Genomic DNA, 17,205 nt, shown 5'->3' on the forward strand with positions numbered 1-17,205 from the left:
TTCGACATGGTCCAGCGATCCGATATCAGCCCTAACCTCGATATCCTCCCGGGCGGTCCCATCCCCCCGAACCCGACTGAGCTGGTCGCCCGTGACGTGCTGGAGAAGGCTATCGCCCGGTTGAAGGAACGCTACGACTATGTCATCTTGGATACGGCCCCTATCGGCATGGTTACGGACACGGCGATCATCGGCCGTGTGGCCGACATGTGCGTGTACGTCTGCCGTGCGGACGTGACACCGAAGGCCGGTTTCAGCTACATCAACGTGTTGCGGCGTGAGCGAAAGTTCCCGAAGCTCGCGACGGTGATCAATGGCTTGGACATGACGAAGCGCAAGAACAGCTACGGTTATGGTTACGGCAAGAAATACGGCTACGGCAAGGGATACGGTTATGGCTACGGCTATGGTTACGGTTTCGAGGCCGGTGACAAGAAGAAATAACTAATACGCAAATCATGCAAATAACATTACTATTACTGTCGGGCTTCCTTTTCTCCGTGCTGTTCGGGATGGTGATCATCCCGAGGATCTTGGTGATCTCCCACAAGAAACGGTTATATGATGTCCCGGATTCCCGTAAGGTACATACGACGCCGGTCCCCCGTTTGGGCGGCCTGTCGTTTTTTCCGGTGATCCTGATGTCCATGTTCCTTGTGATAGGCTTCCGCCTGTACTTTTGGGATATGGGCTCATCGAGCCTGTCGTTCAACATGCTCTATGAGTATCTCTTTCTGTTCGTGGGCATGACGTTACTCTATCTAGTGGGTGTCTGCGACGATCTAGTGGGTGTTGGCTACCGTTACAAGTTCGCCGTCCAGATCGTGTCGGCGTTATTATTGGTACTGTCCGGTAATTGGTTCGGTTCCTTGGGAGGCTTGTTCGGTGTGTACTCGGTTCCCGCTTGGGTGGGGATCCCCGTCACGGTCTTTATCGTGGTGTATATCACGAACGCCATTAACTTGATAGACGGTATCGATGGCTTGGCCTCCGGTTTGTGTAGCATCGCCCTGTCGGTCTTGAGCGTGATCTTCTTTATCCGCATGCAATATGTTTACGCCTTGTTGGCCATCTGTACGCTGGGAGTCCTCATGCCTTTTTGGTGTTACAACGTCTTTGGCAACGCAAACCGTGGCCATAAGCTCTTTATGGGTGATGCGGGTAGTCTTACGCTGGGCTACGTGATCAGTTTTCTGATCATCCATCTGTGCGTGTCGAATCAAGTCTTACCGGAGTTACCAAATCCCTATATGGTGATCGCTTTCTCCACGGTCTTGGTCCCTTTACTCGATGTGATCCGTGTGGTGCTTCATCGCCTTCGTAATCATCGTAACCCGTTCTTGCCCGATAAGAATCATTTCCATCACAAGCTGCTTCGTACGGGTATGCGTGTACGGATGGTGATGGTGACGATTCTGTGCGTATCTGTTTTTTTCATCGTATTGAATGTCTTATTGGCCATGAAGGTAAACGCCACCTACCTCTTGCTCTTGAACTTGGTTTTATGGTCTATCCTTCACTTGACGATCAACCGCTTCATAACGAGGCATCATAAAGAGCAAGAGCTGAAAGAGATAGGGGGTATTTTTACAAAGTAAGTCGTGAAACCGGACAATCTAGCGAGTGAATGACGAGCCGGTATCTATTTTATAAGACGAGATACTCCTCCCTTGCGTCAAAGCAAGGGTAAGCCTTGCGTATGTAAGGGCTTAATTGGTAATGTCCTAGGATGCGTGCCTCCGGATAGTCCCTTCGTAATTGCCGTAGCAGATCCATCAAGGTACACCGCTGGGCGTAGGTCCGGGTATCAGCTGGACGGCCTTGTTCGTCGAGTCCTCCCTCGTAACATATACCGATACTTTTGTCGTTCCATCCGGCTGCGTGCGCCCCGATCTGATTGACCGGCCGGCAGCGGTGTAATTCCCCGTCCCGTGTGATATAGAAATGATAGCCGATATCGGCGAATCCCCGTGCCTTGTGCGATGAACGGAGCGCCTCCATAGGAAAATCCCTGTCATATCGTGTGGCCGAGCAATGAATTACAAGGAGGCTGACCTCCCTGTAATTCTGGTAGAAACAATAAACCTTACCCATGATAATTGAAATTGAAAATTAGAGAATACAGGATTGGATGCCAAGTGCTCCCGCGATGGCGGTAGCTACGGCGGTGATCACTTTGATAATGGTACTCCATACGGACTTTTTCATGAATTATGAATTTTAAATTATGAATTATGAATTAGGAATCCCGGCTGATATAAGAGGAAAGCTTGGCTTTCCTTTGGACGGCCTCAGCGGACGGGCGTCAAGCGAAGAGACCGCAGCGAGCGCCCGGAGCATCCCTGTCTGAGCGAAGCGAGTTGGGATGCGACAGCGAGCGTAGGTCTCGAAGTAGCCCGTCAGCGTCAGCCTTGACCTTTTGGTTACTTTTGGGTCAAGCCAAAAGTGACACATCAGATCTCATCAGGCGACTCAGAATCGGAACCGCCCCCTTCCTCTACCGGCGTCCCGAGTATCGTCACCTTGAGCAACGAAGTCTTCTCGCCCAGCAGCGAGTAGCGTCGTGCCCCGTTCAGTATGGTATAGGAAGGCGAGAATCCCGGCACGATAGTCCGTATATGCGTAGCCTTGACCTCGGGGGCGGTCGCTACCCCCTTCTCCGTGACGAAGCGGTTATAGACGGTTCCGAACCCTAGCAGCTCCACCTTGTAACCTTTCTGCAGGTTCTTGATGACATACCGCTGATAACGATCCAATACGTTCAATACGTCACCCTTCGTGAGCGAAGACTCCTCGGCGATCTGGTCGGCCGCATCTTGTGTGGACAGGGTACCGAAATAATAGGGAACCGGCTTGTACACCTCCTGCTTAGGATCCGTCTTGGGGATAAAAAACTTTCGTGCTTGAAATGCTTGTGGCATAGTTTGATAATTAAAGATTAATAATAGAAAATTAATTGCTTGCTGATCAATGTTACAAAGATAGGTTCCGCCGTAAGGGGCGGTGATGCCGATTGATGCCCGGGGTAGGGAATAACGATTAATTAACATGGGACGCAGTGATAACCGCCGGTTTCTTACGCTGCCTATCGTAAGCCCCTTTGAATAGGCATTATAAGAAGCCTTGGATGGGCATTGTAAAGATCTTAGAATACCCATCCAAGTTGACAGTTGACTAGTGACAGTAGGCTGTTTTTATTTACCTCTGTGCGCAACTGTCAACTAATTTACGGTTCTCCTAGGTAGTGGATGATTAATCTGATCTGTCGGGGCGTGAATATACGTTGCTCGGGGCGGTAGCCCGTCTCCAGCAGCTTGTCGTGCAATTCCGTGCATCGAATGATCCAACGACGTAAGCGGTTGCAAGCTTGATGGGAGGCCAGCTCCGGGAAATAGGATGCCGCTAGTGCGGACTTTCTTAATGGCAAGAACATTTGATTTATGATTTATAGATTTGGGAGAATGAAACTTTCAAACTTTCAAACATTCGTCCCCCCCTCACACACACACGCCCGTGGGGTACGTTATATAGGGGTGTGAGGGAGGCCGGGATTACTTATGGGTGACACGGCCGCCGAAGCTGTACTCGCCCCGGCCGTTCTTCTCCAGCGTGCCTCGTTCCTGCATTCGCTTGAGACAGGTATCTAGGGTGGCGGTGGGGATGTTGTTCCTCTCTGCTTCCTCCAAGGCCTGTTGTCGGTTGAAAGAGAGTGGAAGGGCCGCGAAGAGAGCCTCTTGGGGCGTGGGCGTGCGAGAGCGTGGCACCTCGTCAGACGGAAGCAGGGAGAGTATGCCCGCCGAATGACGGTAGAGCGGCTCCACGAGCGAGAGGACAGCCTTAAAATCGTCATCGTTGATACGTAACTCTAGGGAAGGAACGATACCGTCCCGTACGTTCTCCTCCGGGATCTCGAGGGCAGGCGAGAGACCGGGACAATTGAGGATTGAAAACTGAGAATCGAGAATGGCTTGTGGGATGAGGAGACTCTCCACCGATCGTAGGAAGGCCACCACGGAAGCGATCCGGCAGATATTGATAGCGATACGGGCCACGGAGCTTCGCATCGGATATCCGTAGGAAAGGCCGGCGTGCCCGAATATGCGTGCGAAGCAGCTGTTGAATCGCTCCTTTTGCGTGTCGGAGAGATGGAATTGTATGATATTGACCCTCTCACGCAGGTAGTCCACGAGCATTTTCCACTGCTTCCCCCAATCGGAGAAGAGGCTATCCATGTCCTCGTCGCCCTGCTCGAACTGATCCGCCCACTCGTCGATGGGTGGCATCCGGTAGAACAATTGGCGTGAGAACAACCCGTTCTCGGCCGAGGGAATGAGTGGCCGTACCTGCGCCGGGGTCCCGCTTAACAAGACACTGAGGTAAGAGGCCGGGCACTCCCGGTATTCCCGGTTCGTGCGTCGGTTGAAAGCCAGTCGCTCGTGGTCGTGGCATTTACGCAAGGTATCGCTCCAGTGCCCGTGCTCGGTGCCGATGGCCGTGCTCACGGTATCGGCCTCGGTCTCGCAGATCAGCCCTATGCCGTCGGCCTCGATGAGGTTCTCCAGCACGCCGGTGCCGGAATTGTTACCGGCGATAAGGAACATCTTGAGGGGAGGCATCTCGGGCTCCGGCGTATCGGATTTTTTCTTGCCCAGCGAGTCCCAACGGCTCTTCTCCTCCCGGTAAGCTTTATGCCTCTGCCGGTAGTTCGCCATCATCGCCTCATGTATCGGCTCGGCAAGCCGGCGTGTCCAAGCGAGGGCTCCCTTTCCCGAGGCGGGAGGGGCGACGATGAACGTTTGCAGGCAAGGGTAGTAGAATTTTCGCCCGTACGATATCCGGATCGATTTGTTGAGTGTCGCTCCCAACACGGTGATACCTCCCAGCAGGAGGATATCCTTTTGGGCGGGGGTATCGCCCCGGTCGATCATCCGTTTGAGGAAAGCGGGCCAAGGATACTCCGGAAAGGCGGGCGGGACATTTTTCACGGACTGTTCCTCGTGCGTACACGTGTGCGTGTGTGAAGGAGGCGTGAATGTTTGAAAGTTTGAAAGTTTCCCGGCCTCGGCCATGGATTTGTCCAGTTTCACGCCGGCTAGGTCCGCCAAGTGGAATACGGATCCCAAGCCATTCCGTCCATTGCCTCCTTTGAGGGCATGGTCGTATAGCTTATCCGCCTCGGTAGAGACATATTTCTCCGACATCCGGCAGATACGATGAAAGAATGTCCGGCCGGCCTCTCCGCAATCGTTGGCGATGGCGAAGGCGATCGGCATATACTCTTGATAGGTGGGAGCGATGTTCGCCCCCTGTTTCTCGATGGCGGCAACGAGCCGCTCCAGATCTGATAATGGGTTCATGATGAATGAATAATGAATGGTGAATAATGATTTATAACTACCAACTGTCACTTGTCCTCTGTCAACAATTCCGGTCTCCTAGCCTCGCTGAGGGATCGTGGCAAAGGAAGCAAGCCCGTGAGAGGTCTGCGTTCGTGGCATCAGCTTTCAGCCCGTATTTCCACTCAAGGTATTCCCAAGCGAATCGTACCGCCTCGTCGAAAGACTCCTCTACGGTTTTCTTGATCGACAGGCGATAGGGTACGAGGAGCTTGATTCCCGTGGTACTGGGACTCACGAAGGAGAGATCGGGGCGTAGCCGCTCATCGGCGAAGAGCGTGTCCCTCCAACAGATCGCCTCTTCGGGTGAGGAGAGGTGATCGATGTCGATGACGAACTCGCCCGAGGGCACGAGCAAGTGATCTTCCTTGCGGTAGGAGAAGATACCGGCGGGCGTGACATAGGGTAGCAAACTCTGTTTCAGCCGCCTGAACCGTTTCTCGTCGCTCGATGCGGCACGTACCTGATCGGTACGCTCACGCAGCCACTCGCTGGTGGTGATATAGGCGTACAATTGACTGACACAGACGACCCCGTTCGGTACTTGATTGGTGATGGGGGCGTTGAAAAAGGAAAAGATAGACCTCAAATCCGCAACTAAGCTCTTCAGCGTCCTTCTTGCGTCTAAACGTCCTCTCATCACTGAATTAGCAGATAAATTGAGGCTGAAATACCCACTTCTGCCCACAATATCCCCTTGCCCCACTATGCGACTTGAGGCAATACGCAGTATCATACCCATAAGTTGTAGGCGTTATCCAAAATCAGTCTGAAAAATATCTGCGTAAGCATTATTACAGGTATAGATATTCAGCACATACCGCCTTGATGTTCTGATCCACTTGGCTGGTACAGAGACAAACCTGAAGACAAACGCTTTTATGCGACTTGTTGCATTGAGTCCGAACCTCTTTACGTCAAGTCTGTGGATAATGGCCTTGTAGAAATTACGGATAAGTGCCGTAAGAAGAAGGAACACAGTGTTCTCTGCCATGAAGGATTTGGGCAATCTGTCCCACCCGAAACCATTGTTCATATCATCGAAGATACGTTCCTTTCCTCCACGAAGGTTATAGAACTCGACAATTTCTCTTGTGGAAGATTCATAGTCGTTAGTCAGGATACAACGGTATGTGTATTCTCCTTCCCAAAGATCCAGCACACCGTCCATCCGTTTCTGTCTTTGAATCACAAGTCGGTATGCTTTACCCTTCCACTTCTCAACAAGAATAGAGTTCAATTCGAACTCAATGCCATTGATTTCCTCAGTCTTCCAGCCTCTAAGAGCAAAGATGTCATTGTAGAGCGAACTGCAGCGGTTTGCGCGGATATAGAAGGATTTGCTGTGTTTCTCTATTTCCTCCACGATTTCCTCGGAACATGATCCACAATCAGCTCTGAAACGATTGATTGTAAGTCCGTTCTGCTCAAATCTCTCAAAGAATCTCTTCAGCGTGTCCTTCTGATGAAAACGAACGTTGGTGTTACCATCGCTATTCTCAATGCCAACAATCAAGTCGTCAATAACCGCCACGCCAGGGCGATAACCAAGGAACTTCTTGTATGTAGGCTTTGCATCATACTTCTCAGTCTCTATGAACTGATGGTCGAAATCAACATCATACATCTCGCCCTCTTTCAGTTGGCCGGATGCAAACATACAATTGAGCAGTAAGGTATTGAGTGTGTCAGCCGTGTTGAAATCGTAGTTCTTACCCGTATCTGATGTGTATGAGATGTTTCCTTGCGTCAGTTCCTTTATCGCTCTGAGGATAGTATCAGAACTACAAGTACGAAGTGTCGGATGGAGCGAGAGATGGTTCATCAAATGAGTAGTGACATCCTCAATGCATGAGCCACCACAGAAGTAGATACTCATGAGGGAACGGACGATTTCACTGTACTGATAACCGAACGAGCTACACCTTAGACCGAGTGTCGAGTCGATTACAGATGACAATGTGGAGTCAAATTGCTCCATGATTGAAAATATTCCTCCAAAAGGAGTGAGCTTCTCGGATTTTATTTGTATTTTTGCCATGCCTGATGAGGTTTTGTTTGATTATTTTTTTGCAACACTAAGTTAAGTGAATCCTCTGACATGGCAAAATCCTGAGCAACTTTTTGTTGCTCAGGTACTTAAAAAAAATATTTTATAATAGTGTTGCGGAATTAAGGATAGACTCTTTCATGATCGGATAAAATAAATTGATTATTCGGTTACTGCCGGTAAAGGAATGCGTTCCTGCCCGTTCCCGGAATAGCGATGGACGGGACGGGTACGGAAACGGACGTATGGTGGATGAAATGAGGATAGAAATAAATATCCCCCGTGAAAAGGGTGATTATTGTTAACACTTAAATTAAAAACGGATATGACAGAAAATCAAGAGCGGGCGGAACAGGCACGTTCTGCCTTTACGGTCAATGGAGGTAACGTGCAGATCCTGCCCAATGCCACCATCGCTATCCAGAACATCCATTGGGGTGACGGGACGGTGACACGGACGGAACGCTGGATTACGCCCGCTGAATCGGGACTTCATGAGTCTCCGTCTCCTCCGATAAACTCTCCTGCCCCTCCGGTGACGGCTGAACCCTCCTCGTTGGCGTTGTTCATCCCGGACGAGGCGACCCGTCTTGTCTACGAGGCCCGCCTATGCGCCTGCCCGGACACGGTCACCCTTTGCCAGACGGTATTGACAGACCTTTACAACGAGATCCTAGCCGACTACTCGTCTCCCCTCAAGCTGGTCAAGAGCCGTGCCTTCATCAGCGCCCTCTTGCCTCACCTCACGTTCGTGAATGGGGCGAATGTACCGAGCATTCGGTATGGGATTAGGAAGTATGTGCTGGGGGAAGGGATGAGATAAATGAGAGATCCTAGAAACTCTGCTATTTGTATTATGCTGAATGATTTGTCCCAGTGATCTATCTCTATAAATATCGCTTGAACTCATTTTAAATCTAAATATTCGATGTGTTTGTCCCGCTGGTGTATCGGCGGGGTAAGCGTGTCTTATGTGCTCATTTTTATGTCAGCTACGTCAGAGAATAATAAGCGGATAGCGAAAAACACGCTATTCCTTTACATGCGAATGCTCCTAATCATGGGGGTGACGCTGTACACCAGCCGGGTCGTGCTACATGTATTGGGGGTAGAGGATTTCGGGATTTATAATGTGGTGGGGGGAATAGTGGTACTCTTCACATTTGTCAATAACGCCATGGTCACCTCCACGCAACGGTTCTTGAATTATGAGTTGGGGCATGGAGATTCGGAGGCGGTACGGCGAGTGTTCTCAGCTAGTGTCACGATCCATCTGGGTATAGCGTTGTTGACGTTCGTACTGGCGGAGACCGTGGGATTGTGGTTTTTGGAGCATTATATCCAGTATCCTTCGGACAGGGAATGGGCGGTGACACTAACGTATCAGTTTACGATATTATCCACCTGCATCAATGTCGTTCGTACCCCTTATAACGCTGCCATCATCGCTCATGAGCGGATGTCGTTTTATGCTTATAGTAGCGTGATTGAGGCCGTGCTTCGCCTTTTGATTGTCTATTTGCTGGCTTTGGCATCTTGGGATCGTTTGATCTTTTATGCGTTCTTGATGTTTGTCGTGCTGGTTTTGATAACGGTTTGCTATTATTTGTATTGTAGGCGGTCGTTTGCCGTATGCCTTTATCGGTTCTTTTGGGACAAAGGCTTGTATCGTTCGTTGTTGGGGTTCTCCGGTTGGAGCCTGTTCGGGGGAGTGGCCAATATGGGAGCTTCGCAGGGATTGAATATCTTACTGAATCTCTTTTTTGGTGTGACGGTAAATGCCGCTATGGGCATTGCTAATCAAGTACAATCGGCGGTTTATAGCTTCGTTGGAAATTTCCAGACGGCTTTTAATCCGCAAATTGTTAAGTCTTACGCCTCGGGCGATCGAGGCTATTTCATCGACTTGATCATGCGAACTTCCAAGTATTCTTATTATTTGCTTTATGTAATCTCACTGCCTTTATATCTCTGCTGTGAGGAGGTGTTGGCCTTGTGGCTAGGTGAGGTGCCTACATATACAGTCTCCTTTTGTCGGTGGATGATTCTCTTCTCTCTATTAGATGCCATTCAGGGACCGCTTTGGATCTCTGTACAGGCTACTGGAAATATCCGCAATTATCAAATCCTGATGGGCATAATGATCTTATCAAACGTACCCATAAGCTATTTGTTTTTTAGACTAGGTTATGTTCCTGAGGTGGCGTTGGGCATAAAGGTGGTAATGAATGTTTTGATATATATAGTAAGGCTATTATATTTGAAATATCTATTTAGTTTTCCTACAAATTCTTATTTGCGAAAAGTTGTTTTTAGAAGTATTATTGTGACAGCCATTTCTTATGAGCTTGTTTGTTTTTCTTCTTTAAATATTTCATTTCCAATTATTAAGATTGTTAGTTCCATTATCTCATCTTTGTTAAGCGTAGGAGTACTCTTTTACTTTATAGGCTTAGATAGGAGTGAACGTAGAATGGTGGCTCTTACTTTAGAAAGATTAAAAAAATAAAAGTTTATGATAAAACTGTGTGATAAAAAAGATTGTACAGGTTGTAGCTCTTGCTATAATGTTTGCGTTCACCAGGCGCTGTCTATGCAACCGGATAAAGAAGGATTTTTGTATCCTGTGATAGATGTGGATAAATGTAAAGAGTGTAGTTTGTGTGAAAAAGCATGTCCTGTCTTGAATGAGGATAAACTGTATGATAATGATCCAGCTCCTTCTACATATGCTTTATGTGCTGAGGATTCTATTTGTCAACGCAGTTCTTCTGGAGGTGCTTTCTCTTTATTGGCTATGCTGTTTATAAATAGAGGTGGTGTTGTTTTTGGTGCGGCTATTAATTCTAATAACGAAGTATATCATACTAGTATCACGTCTATAGATGAGTTAGATAAATTGCGAGGATCAAAATATGTTCAAAGTACCCTTGGTTATTCATATCGTGAGGTACGAGAGATCTTACAGAAAGGTCGTTTAGTCTTGTTTACCGGTACCCCATGTCAAATAGCAGGCCTTAAACGTTTTTTAAGGAAACCATACCCTAATCTGTTTTTAGTAGATATATTTTGTCATGGGGTTCCCTCGCCTTTATTTTTACATAAAACATCAAGTATACTGAGCGATAGGGGATATGATGTGACGAAATCTCTCATCTTTAGGGATACAAAAACATGGAAGTATCAACAAAGCTATGGTAATCATGTTGTTAAATATAATAGCCCGGATGATATATATCTTCAATCCTTTTTAAAAGGATTAAACTTTAGAGAATCTTGCTATCGGTGTCCATTTGCGGCTTTACCTAGGCAAGGAGATATTTCAATTGGAGATTTTTGGGGTATAGGTAGGTGGAAGTTGTTTGGCCATGATACAACTCATGGAGTATCATGTGTTTTAATCAATAATTCTAAAGGGATAGAATTATGGCAAGATATACAAAAAGAGGCATATTGTGAGGCTCGAAGTTTGAAAGAGGCTAAATTGGCTAATCCTAATATATTTAGAGCTAGCAGACGTCCAAATCTTAGGGATACGTTTTATGAGGATTTTGATAATATGCATTTGGATGACTTTTTAAGAAAATACAAAGTGTTTCATAAGCCTTTTTCCGTTAGAAATTATGTTTCTAAATGGATTGATGTTTTTCATCTTAGATCAGCTTTTAATAAATTGAAAATGCTAATATATAAATAAGTAGTATGGCAAAGATAGTTATAGCTACAATTCTTGATAATATAAATACGGGTACTTTTTTGCAAGCATTGGCGTTAGGTGTATGTGTAAGAAAATTGGGACATAATCCTGTACTTGTTAATTATAGCCGTCCTCATTTAAGATTTGTATACCTGGTAAAGAATGTTTTTAGGAATCAGTCGAAATCATTTTTTCGAAAAGGGCTTTCTATTATTAATATTAGTTTGGAGCAAATTTTAAGAATGAGGTTGAAGCACATAGTCCGTAAGGTAATTCCGATGTGTAGTTTAAACACCTTATCTAAAATAGATGATAGAAATACTATTTATATGACAGGAAGTGATCAAGTATGGAATAATGAGTACAATAGGGGGATAGATCCAGTATTTTATTTAGATTTTGCTCCTCAACACGCAAAAAAAATTGCTTATGCGGCAAGTATCGGACAAAATAGTTTGTCTGATATAGAAAAAGAATCTATGCGTAGTGCTTTGAAATGCTATGCTTGTTTGACTGTAAGGGAAGATTTAGCTAAAGCTCAGTTGACCGAATTAGGGTATGACTCTACTCAAGTTCTAGATCCTACGCTCCTTTTATCCAAAGAGGAATGGCTTTCTGTGTTCAAGAAATCTTCATTTATAAAAGTAGAGCCTTTTTTATTGGTGTATTCGGTCGAATGGAACAATGATGATCTAATTATGAAATTGGCTAAAGATATAGCATCGTTGAGAGGCTTGAAGATATATGTGTATTCTACCAGTTGGAATGTTAAAAGTGTAAAATGTGATAAGCGTTTTGTATTTGGAACGCCTGATTTGTTTATTTCTCTATTTAGTAAGGCTGACTACGTGATTGTAAGTTCTTTTCATGGAACAGCTTTTTCTATTAATTTTAATAAGCAATTTTTAGCGGTTTTACCTGATAAGTATTCCAGTCGAAGTGTCTCTATATTGAATAAATTTAATCTTTCGAGAAGAATGTATAATGGTGAAACTGCCATAAATGATATAGATTATACGCCTGTAAATGCTATTTTGAGTACAGAGAGAAATAAATCAATGTCTATACTTGCTAAGATGGTAAATTAATATGAGAGTACTTTATATAGATCCTGCATCATTTTTGGCTCATTCTAATTATAATAGAATGCAAATAGAGGCTCTTTGTAAGATAGCAGATAGAGTTGATTTTGTTTTTAAAGAAGGATATGAAAAAGACTTAAATATTGCATCTGATAATATTGTTTATAGCATACCTTTGAGGTATTACAAAAGGACAAAAAATTCTTTATTAAGTAGGCTGATAACCATATATGTGTACTATTTGATAAAGCGAAATATAAAACTGAATGATTATGATGTTATCCTATTTTCCTATTATGATGAAATATGTCTTTTTTTTGTTAAATATCCATTGTTTACATATTTAATTAATCATATAAATGTAAGTGGATTACCATTTAGTAGGATAAAACGTTTTTTTTACAGATGTGTGTCAAAGCGTTATAAGCAGATTGTCCTTGATGCAGAGTCAAAGGTTTATTTACATTCGTTAGGTGTTGACAATGTGGAAGTCGTTGCACATGGTTTAGTTAAACCATTTTATAATAAAAGTGCTACTTCTGTGTACGATCAAAAGTTTAAGGGTTATAGTAAAATTATATTTTCTCCTTCCTTGACCAGCGTTGATGAACATGTACTAGCCTTTCTTATTGTAGATTCCGCTTTTCTTGATTATTTGGCTAGTAATAATGTTCTTTTTGTTCTACGTTCACAAGTCTTGAAATCAACCTGTGGATATATTCATATCATACGTGATGTGATGGAGAAAGAGGATTATGAGTGTTTATTTCTAAAAAGTGATGTGATTTTTTTACCTTATCCTCGGTCTTTTCAGTATAGAACTAGTGGGGTGTTACTTGAGGCACTTTCTAATCATAAAAAAGCATTGGTAAGTGATACTTCTTATTTTCGTCAATATCAAAATGTAGGAATTGATATTCGATATTTTACATCTAATAGTGATGTGCTTTCTTCGCTGCAAACGCTTTTGTCTTTGTCGTCATCTGAAGTATCGCAGAGTGTTAATGATCTGTTGGCGTTAATGCCTGATTATAAATTTCTATTGAATAAACATGATGTTTAAGTTGATATCTACAAGTTGTGGAAAAAGGCTCTCTATGGGCAATTATAATTTCTGTATTTTACTTCTATTTTCCTTGATCGATGTTTTTTTATATGGAATAGAAGGGATAGATTTAATTAAGTTTTTATTTTCCTGCCTTGTTTATGCCTATTTGATAATATTATTTTTTATAAATAAAAAAAATGCTATATTATATCTTATCTCTTTTAATTTGTTGACTATAGGATGGGGTAATTATTATCATTTAGACAATTCTTCCTTGAATTATTGGGGAATACGATTTGGGGGGGTTTCGTTGAATATTGTAATTCAGTTCTTTTTTTGTGTGATTTTAATATTAAAACGGAGATTATCTATTAGCTACTGCATGGATCCTTATTCTAGGTTTTTACTTATATATTTGATATGGATAGCTGTCGTAGGTTTTGTTAATGTCCTTTTTGGAAATATTTATTCGGATAACTATATAGATGATTTGCTGGCTATTTTACCTGTTCTATTCTACTTTGTTCTATTTAAAAATTTAGATGTCGAAAGCTTGAAAAAAGTATTGATATATACTTTTTCTATTAGTGTTATTTCATTACTATTTGCTTTTCTTCTACATCGTAAAATGGAATATGGTGGAAGTGAGTTTGTTGTATATAATAGCCTGTATTATTTATTACCATGTGGGGTTTTTATAATGAGAAAATATTATACCTCATTTTTTTTCTTATCTTCTGTTGTGATAATAATATTTTTGCTGTTAACCAATTCCTATTTTGTTTCAGGAAAAACGATTATAAGTTTTGGGCTTTTACTTCTCTGGATTCTTGGATATAATAAAAAGATTTTGGGGGTTAATATTTTGTTAATACTGTTATTTATTCCATTGTTTTTGTTTTTATTAGAATTTCTGAGTGAGAATCTAGAAAATGGAACAATTGCTTATAAGTTTCATCAAGTATTATTGCTTTTTAATTCAATTAGTATATTGGATGTTGCATCAGACTTTAGTAGTATTGGTAATCTTGTCGCAGAGTTAGTAACTTTGTTATATTACTTTATTCTTAATCCTATTTATTTTATTATAGGTAAGGGGGCAGGAGCAGGAGTTCCGGATTTGTTTGGTTGGTTTCAGCCTTTTGCGGGATATGGAGGATATAAAGAATTGGATATGATACGCAATGATTATGTAAGATTACACTTGGCGATCTATGGTGTTTTTGTGCGTGGTGGTATTATTATTTTGATTATGTATATCCATTTATTAATAAAATTATTTCTTTCCAGACAAGTAATGTCATTTTTTGCATTTATAATGATGTTATTCGTGTTTTATAGTAGTAAGGATTATCTATTGTTGTCTTTTTTATTGCTGCGAATTTCTTCCTTGGATAGTACAAAAGAATTAATTCGATCTTAAGTTTATTTCTGTCTCAAATTATTTAATATCTTGAATCATGAGAATATTATATGTCCATCGAGAATTTTCCTCAGTCCTTAACGGTGGAACTTATGTGATGCATCGAAATTATGAGATGCTTACTCGCTTATTTGGAGGAGATAATGTCATTTGTTATTCAGTAGCTCGCCCTACTCTGAAAATCATCGTTTTATCTTTATTACGCATGGGGTGTTATGGTGTTTCTAAAAGAGACGAAGAAACTATAATGGATGTCTATTGTAAGGATTCTTTTGATTTCGTTTTCTTTGAAGGGTCATTATTTGGTAGGATTGTTAAATTGTTGCATGGATTAGAAGCAAAGTCCGTGATATTTGAGCATAATGTAGATGCGTCAATGGCTTATCAAGAATACTTGTATGATCATTCTCTTGTCTCTTACGTAAAATATCGCTTTATAAAATTCAATGAAAAGCGAACTGTGAGATATGCTACCTCTTTAATAGCACTTAATAAACGTGATTGTGATGGGTTCGAGCGAATGTATGGACGGAAACCAGAACTGATTTTTCCGATAACAAGTCCTAAGGTGGACTTAGATGATGTTCCTGTATTAACCGCTATAAATAGACCGTTTTTATTATTTGTTGGTGCTGATTTTTATCCAAATATAGAAGGGATAGTATGGTTTATTGAACATGTATCCCCTTTTATCCAATTGGATTTACGCATTGTTGGGGCTTGTTGTAATAATCCTACTTTAAGAAATAAAACTCTGTCTAATGTGAAACTTGAGGGATATGTAGATGATTTATCTTCATATTATAAAAGTGCGTTAGCTGTTGTAGCCCCTATATTTAAGGGGTCGGGTATGAAAACGAAAGTGATAGAGGCGATGAGTTTTGGTAAGTCTATCATAGGTACTGATGAAGCTTTTCAGGGTATAGAATGTGATTATAGTCGTATGGGGGGGAAATGTAATACGCCATCAGAGTTTATTCATACTATAAATTCTCTTTCTGATAACAGGTTTAATCCATATACTTATCAGCTATTTTCTGAAAAATATGAGACTTCGGTGATTGAAAATAAGTTCAGAGATTTTATAGATGCTTTTTGATATTATTCTGATGTTTAGGTTATTGTATGTCTAATTTAAGACAATGCATTGATTACAATACTATAAATTTATTACAATGAAAGTAGTACTTCTTGCAGGAGGTTTTGGTTCTCGTATATCTGAGGAATCCCAGTTCAAGCCAAAGCCAATGATTGAGATTGGTGGTATGCCAATCTTGTGGCACATAATGAAAGAGTATGCCTATTATGGTTATACCGAGTTTATCATTTGCGCCGGTTATAAACAGGAATATATTAAGGAGTGGTTCGCCAACTATTTCCTTCATAACTCTGATGTGACTTTCGACTATCGTGATGGCAACAACGAAATGACCGTTCATCAAACTAATATGGAGCCTTGGAAAGTCACTGTCGTTGATACGGGCTACAACACTATGACTGGAGGCCGTATTAAGCGTATCCAGAGATATATAGAGAACGAGACTTTCTTGATGACATACGGCGATGGTGTTTGTGATGTAGAAATTGATAAATTGGTGGAGTTTCATAAGAGCCATGGTAAGCTTGCGACCCTTACGGCCGTCAAGATAGCACAAGATAAAGGAGTCTTAGATATTACTAAAGATCAAGCCGTAAGGGCTTTTCGGGAAAAGAACGCCTCTGATGGCGCTCCTATTAATGCCGGTTACATGGTGTTGGAACCCGAGGTTTTTGATATGCTGGAAGGGGGTGACTCTTGTGTCTTCGAAAAGACCGCACTTGTCAGGTTAGCGCAAGAGGGTCAGTTGATGTCTTATATCCATACTGGTTTTTGGCAGTGCATGGATAATATACGTGAAAAATCTATGCTTGAAAAACTGCTTGCCGAGGATAAAGCTCCTTGGAAGCGTTGGGAGCGCTCTGTTCCGGAAATACCAGATTACGCAAAATAATAAGTTATCATACAAATGGGAAATATATTGGATTTTTATAAAGGCAAGAGGATTTTCCTTACGGGCCATACCGGCTTTAAGGGCTCTTGGATGTGTAGGATACTCGCTAATGCCGGAGCGGTCGTTACCGGATATTCACTTGAAGCCCCAACAGAGCCTTCGTTGTTTCAAATTGCTAATATTGAAGATGACATACATTCCGTGATTGGCGATATACGAGATTATGCCTCTCTAAAGAAGGCTTTTGATGAGTCTCAACCAGAAATTGTGCTGCATCTTGCCGCTCAGCCCATTGTTAGAGATTCTTATAAAGATCCTGCCTATACCTACGAGACAAACGTGATGGGTACCGTGAATATTCTTGAGTGTGTTCGCAATAATTGTTGCGTGAAGTCTTTCTTGAATGTCACTACGGATAAAGTGTATTTGAATAGGGAGTGGAGTTGGGGTTATAGGGAGAATGAGGAATTGGATGGGTATGATCCTTATTCAAATTCCAAATCCTGTTCGGAGCTGGT

Annotated in this window: 19 protein-coding genes and 1 pseudogene; 12 read left to right on the forward strand and 8 right to left on the reverse strand. The window is 42.8% G+C overall.

Annotated elements, in window-relative coordinates; genetic code table 11:
- Together DW033_RS22880 and DW033_RS22885 are read left to right on the forward strand one after the other, a co-directional pair.
- Positions 1 to 444, forward strand: a pseudogene (locus DW033_RS22880) (tyrosine protein kinase); the annotation flags it as partial.
- A 14-nt stretch (positions 445 to 458) separates the two neighbouring features.
- Entirely contained in the window at positions 459 to 1,598 is a 1,140-nt protein-coding gene (locus tag DW033_RS22885; RefSeq protein ID WP_005857920.1) for an MraY family glycosyltransferase, read from the forward strand.
- A 49-nt stretch (positions 1,599 to 1,647) separates the two neighbouring features.
- On the opposite strand, the gene DW033_RS22890 is transcribed toward DW033_RS22885, so the two are convergent.
- Together DW033_RS22890 and DW033_RS24550 are read right to left on the reverse strand one after the other, a co-directional pair.
- Positions 1,648 to 2,094, reverse strand: coding sequence for an N-acetylmuramoyl-L-alanine amidase (locus tag DW033_RS22890; protein WP_122383194.1), 447 nt, complete (start codon positions 2,092 to 2,094; stop codon positions 1,648 to 1,650).
- 18 nt (positions 2,095 to 2,112) lie between these two features.
- Positions 2,113 to 2,208 (reverse strand): smalltalk protein, encoded by a 96-nt coding sequence (locus DW033_RS24550; protein WP_158595246.1) that lies wholly within the window; start codon positions 2,206 to 2,208, stop codon positions 2,113 to 2,115.
- A 19-nt stretch (positions 2,209 to 2,227) separates the two neighbouring features.
- On the opposite strand from DW033_RS24550, the gene DW033_RS25240 reads away from it, so the two are divergent.
- A complete protein-coding gene (locus DW033_RS25240) occupies positions 2,228 to 2,350 on the forward strand; it encodes a hypothetical protein (protein ID WP_009274984.1) in 123 nt (40 codons plus the stop codon).
- 103 nt (positions 2,351 to 2,453) lie between these two features.
- Here DW033_RS25240 and DW033_RS22900 read toward each other — a convergent pair whose 3' ends face one another.
- From DW033_RS22900 to DW033_RS24555, 6 genes are all read right to left on the reverse strand, one after another.
- Positions 2,454 to 2,921 (reverse strand): HU family DNA-binding protein, encoded by a 468-nt coding sequence (locus tag DW033_RS22900; protein WP_005857915.1) that lies wholly within the window; start codon positions 2,919 to 2,921, stop codon positions 2,454 to 2,456.
- 305 nt (positions 2,922 to 3,226) lie between these two features.
- Positions 3,227 to 3,433, reverse strand: coding sequence for a DUF4248 domain-containing protein (locus tag DW033_RS22905; protein WP_005857913.1), 207 nt, complete (start codon positions 3,431 to 3,433; stop codon positions 3,227 to 3,229).
- Positions 3,434 to 3,551: 118 nt separating this feature from the next.
- Positions 3,552 to 5,357: a DUF3987 domain-containing protein gene (locus DW033_RS22910; protein ID WP_005863158.1), complete on the reverse strand. Its 1,806-nt coding sequence runs from the start codon at positions 5,355 to 5,357 to the stop codon at positions 3,552 to 3,554.
- A 61-nt stretch (positions 5,358 to 5,418) separates the two neighbouring features.
- Positions 5,419 to 6,036, reverse strand: a complete 618-nt coding sequence (locus DW033_RS22915; RefSeq protein WP_122383202.1) for a BT4734/BF3469 family protein — start codon at positions 6,034 to 6,036, stop codon at positions 5,419 to 5,421.
- A gap of 114 nt (positions 6,037 to 6,150) precedes the next feature.
- Entirely contained in the window at positions 6,151 to 7,437 is a 1,287-nt protein-coding gene (locus tag DW033_RS22920; RefSeq protein ID WP_005805709.1) for an IS1380-like element IS613 family transposase, read from the reverse strand.
- Positions 7,438 to 7,616: 179 nt separating this feature from the next.
- Entirely contained in the window at positions 7,617 to 7,754 is a 138-nt protein-coding gene (locus DW033_RS24555) for a hypothetical protein (RefSeq protein WP_154396230.1), read from the reverse strand.
- A gap of 17 nt (positions 7,755 to 7,771) precedes the next feature.
- Here DW033_RS24555 and DW033_RS22925 point away from each other — a divergent pair, with 17 nt between their 5' ends.
- The 9 genes from DW033_RS22925 to DW033_RS22965 form a co-directional block, all read left to right on the forward strand.
- Positions 7,772 to 8,269, forward strand: a complete 498-nt coding sequence (locus tag DW033_RS22925; RefSeq protein ID WP_009274986.1) for a hypothetical protein — start codon at positions 7,772 to 7,774, stop codon at positions 8,267 to 8,269.
- A gap of 162 nt (positions 8,270 to 8,431) precedes the next feature.
- Complete coding sequence (locus DW033_RS22930) at positions 8,432 to 9,955, forward strand: lipopolysaccharide biosynthesis protein (RefSeq protein ID WP_233554296.1); 1,524 nt, start codon at positions 8,432 to 8,434, stop codon at positions 9,953 to 9,955.
- Between the two features lie 6 nt (positions 9,956 to 9,961).
- Positions 9,962 to 11,143, forward strand: coding sequence for a Coenzyme F420 hydrogenase/dehydrogenase, beta subunit C-terminal domain (locus DW033_RS22935; protein WP_122383196.1), 1,182 nt, complete (start codon positions 9,962 to 9,964; stop codon positions 11,141 to 11,143).
- A gap of 5 nt (positions 11,144 to 11,148) precedes the next feature.
- Positions 11,149 to 12,231 carry a polysaccharide pyruvyl transferase family protein gene (locus DW033_RS22940; RefSeq protein ID WP_009274989.1) on the forward strand — a complete coding sequence of 361 codons (1,083 nt, stop codon included), beginning with the start codon at positions 11,149 to 11,151 and terminating at the stop codon, positions 12,229 to 12,231.
- A 1-nt stretch (position 12,232) separates the two neighbouring features.
- Complete coding sequence (locus DW033_RS22945) at positions 12,233 to 13,288, forward strand: hypothetical protein (RefSeq protein ID WP_122383197.1); 1,056 nt, start codon at positions 12,233 to 12,235, stop codon at positions 13,286 to 13,288.
- A gap of 34 nt (positions 13,289 to 13,322) precedes the next feature.
- Complete coding sequence (locus DW033_RS22950) at positions 13,323 to 14,696, forward strand: hypothetical protein (protein WP_233554297.1); 1,374 nt, start codon at positions 13,323 to 13,325, stop codon at positions 14,694 to 14,696.
- Positions 14,697 to 14,733: 37 nt separating this feature from the next.
- Positions 14,734 to 15,795 carry a glycosyltransferase gene (locus tag DW033_RS22955; RefSeq protein WP_122383199.1) on the forward strand — a complete coding sequence of 354 codons (1,062 nt, stop codon included), beginning with the start codon at positions 14,734 to 14,736 and terminating at the stop codon, positions 15,793 to 15,795.
- A gap of 76 nt (positions 15,796 to 15,871) precedes the next feature.
- On the forward strand, positions 15,872 to 16,687 hold the full coding sequence (gene rfbF, locus DW033_RS22960) for a glucose-1-phosphate cytidylyltransferase (RefSeq protein ID WP_122383200.1): 816 nt from the start codon (positions 15,872 to 15,874) through the stop codon (positions 16,685 to 16,687).
- A gap of 15 nt (positions 16,688 to 16,702) precedes the next feature.
- The coding region (locus tag DW033_RS22965; protein ID WP_122383201.1) for a GDP-mannose 4,6-dehydratase at positions 16,703 to 17,205 on the forward strand (503 nt) is incomplete at its 3' end.

The organism is Parabacteroides sp. AF39-10AC (assembly GCF_003635405.1).
GTDB lineage: Bacteria > Bacteroidota > Bacteroidia > Bacteroidales > Tannerellaceae > Parabacteroides > Parabacteroides distasonis.

What these genes read in the sequence shown, in the direction of transcription:
- DW033_RS22885 (WP_005857920.1), top strand. Translation starts at nt 459, where the DNA reads ATGCAAATAACATTACTATTACTGTCGGGCTTCCTTTTCTCCGTGCTG.
- DW033_RS22890 (WP_122383194.1), bottom strand. Translation starts at nt 2,094, where the DNA reads ATGGGTAAGGTTTATTGTTTCTACCAGAATTACAGGGAGGTCAGCCTC.
- DW033_RS24550 (WP_158595246.1), bottom strand. Translation starts at nt 2,208, where the DNA reads ATGAAAAAGTCCGTATGGAGTACCATTATCAAAGTGATCACCGCCGTA.
- DW033_RS25240 (WP_009274984.1), top strand. Translation starts at nt 2,228, where the DNA reads ATGAATTATGAATTAGGAATCCCGGCTGATATAAGAGGAAAGCTTGGC.
- DW033_RS22900 (WP_005857915.1), bottom strand. Translation starts at nt 2,921, where the DNA reads ATGCCACAAGCATTTCAAGCACGAAAGTTTTTTATCCCCAAGACGGAT.
- DW033_RS22905 (WP_005857913.1), bottom strand. Translation starts at nt 3,433, where the DNA reads ATGTTCTTGCCATTAAGAAAGTCCGCACTAGCGGCATCCTATTTCCCG.
- DW033_RS22910 (WP_005863158.1), bottom strand. Translation starts at nt 5,357, where the DNA reads ATGAACCCATTATCAGATCTGGAGCGGCTCGTTGCCGCCATCGAGAAA.
- DW033_RS22915 (WP_122383202.1), bottom strand. Translation starts at nt 6,036, where the DNA reads ATGAGAGGACGTTTAGACGCAAGAAGGACGCTGAAGAGCTTAGTTGCG.
- DW033_RS22920 (WP_005805709.1), bottom strand. Translation starts at nt 7,437, where the DNA reads ATGGCAAAAATACAAATAAAATCCGAGAAGCTCACTCCTTTTGGAGGA.
- DW033_RS22925 (WP_009274986.1), top strand. Translation starts at nt 7,772, where the DNA reads ATGACAGAAAATCAAGAGCGGGCGGAACAGGCACGTTCTGCCTTTACG.
- DW033_RS22930 (WP_233554296.1), top strand. Translation starts at nt 8,432, where the DNA reads ATGTCAGCTACGTCAGAGAATAATAAGCGGATAGCGAAAAACACGCTA.
- DW033_RS22935 (WP_122383196.1), top strand. Translation starts at nt 9,962, where the DNA reads ATGATAAAACTGTGTGATAAAAAAGATTGTACAGGTTGTAGCTCTTGC.
- DW033_RS22940 (WP_009274989.1), top strand. Translation starts at nt 11,149, where the DNA reads ATGGCAAAGATAGTTATAGCTACAATTCTTGATAATATAAATACGGGT.
- DW033_RS22945 (WP_122383197.1), top strand. Translation starts at nt 12,233, where the DNA reads ATGAGAGTACTTTATATAGATCCTGCATCATTTTTGGCTCATTCTAAT.
- DW033_RS22950 (WP_233554297.1), top strand. Translation starts at nt 13,323, where the DNA reads ATGGGCAATTATAATTTCTGTATTTTACTTCTATTTTCCTTGATCGAT.
- DW033_RS22955 (WP_122383199.1), top strand. Translation starts at nt 14,734, where the DNA reads ATGAGAATATTATATGTCCATCGAGAATTTTCCTCAGTCCTTAACGGT.
- rfbF (WP_122383200.1), top strand. Translation starts at nt 15,872, where the DNA reads ATGAAAGTAGTACTTCTTGCAGGAGGTTTTGGTTCTCGTATATCTGAG.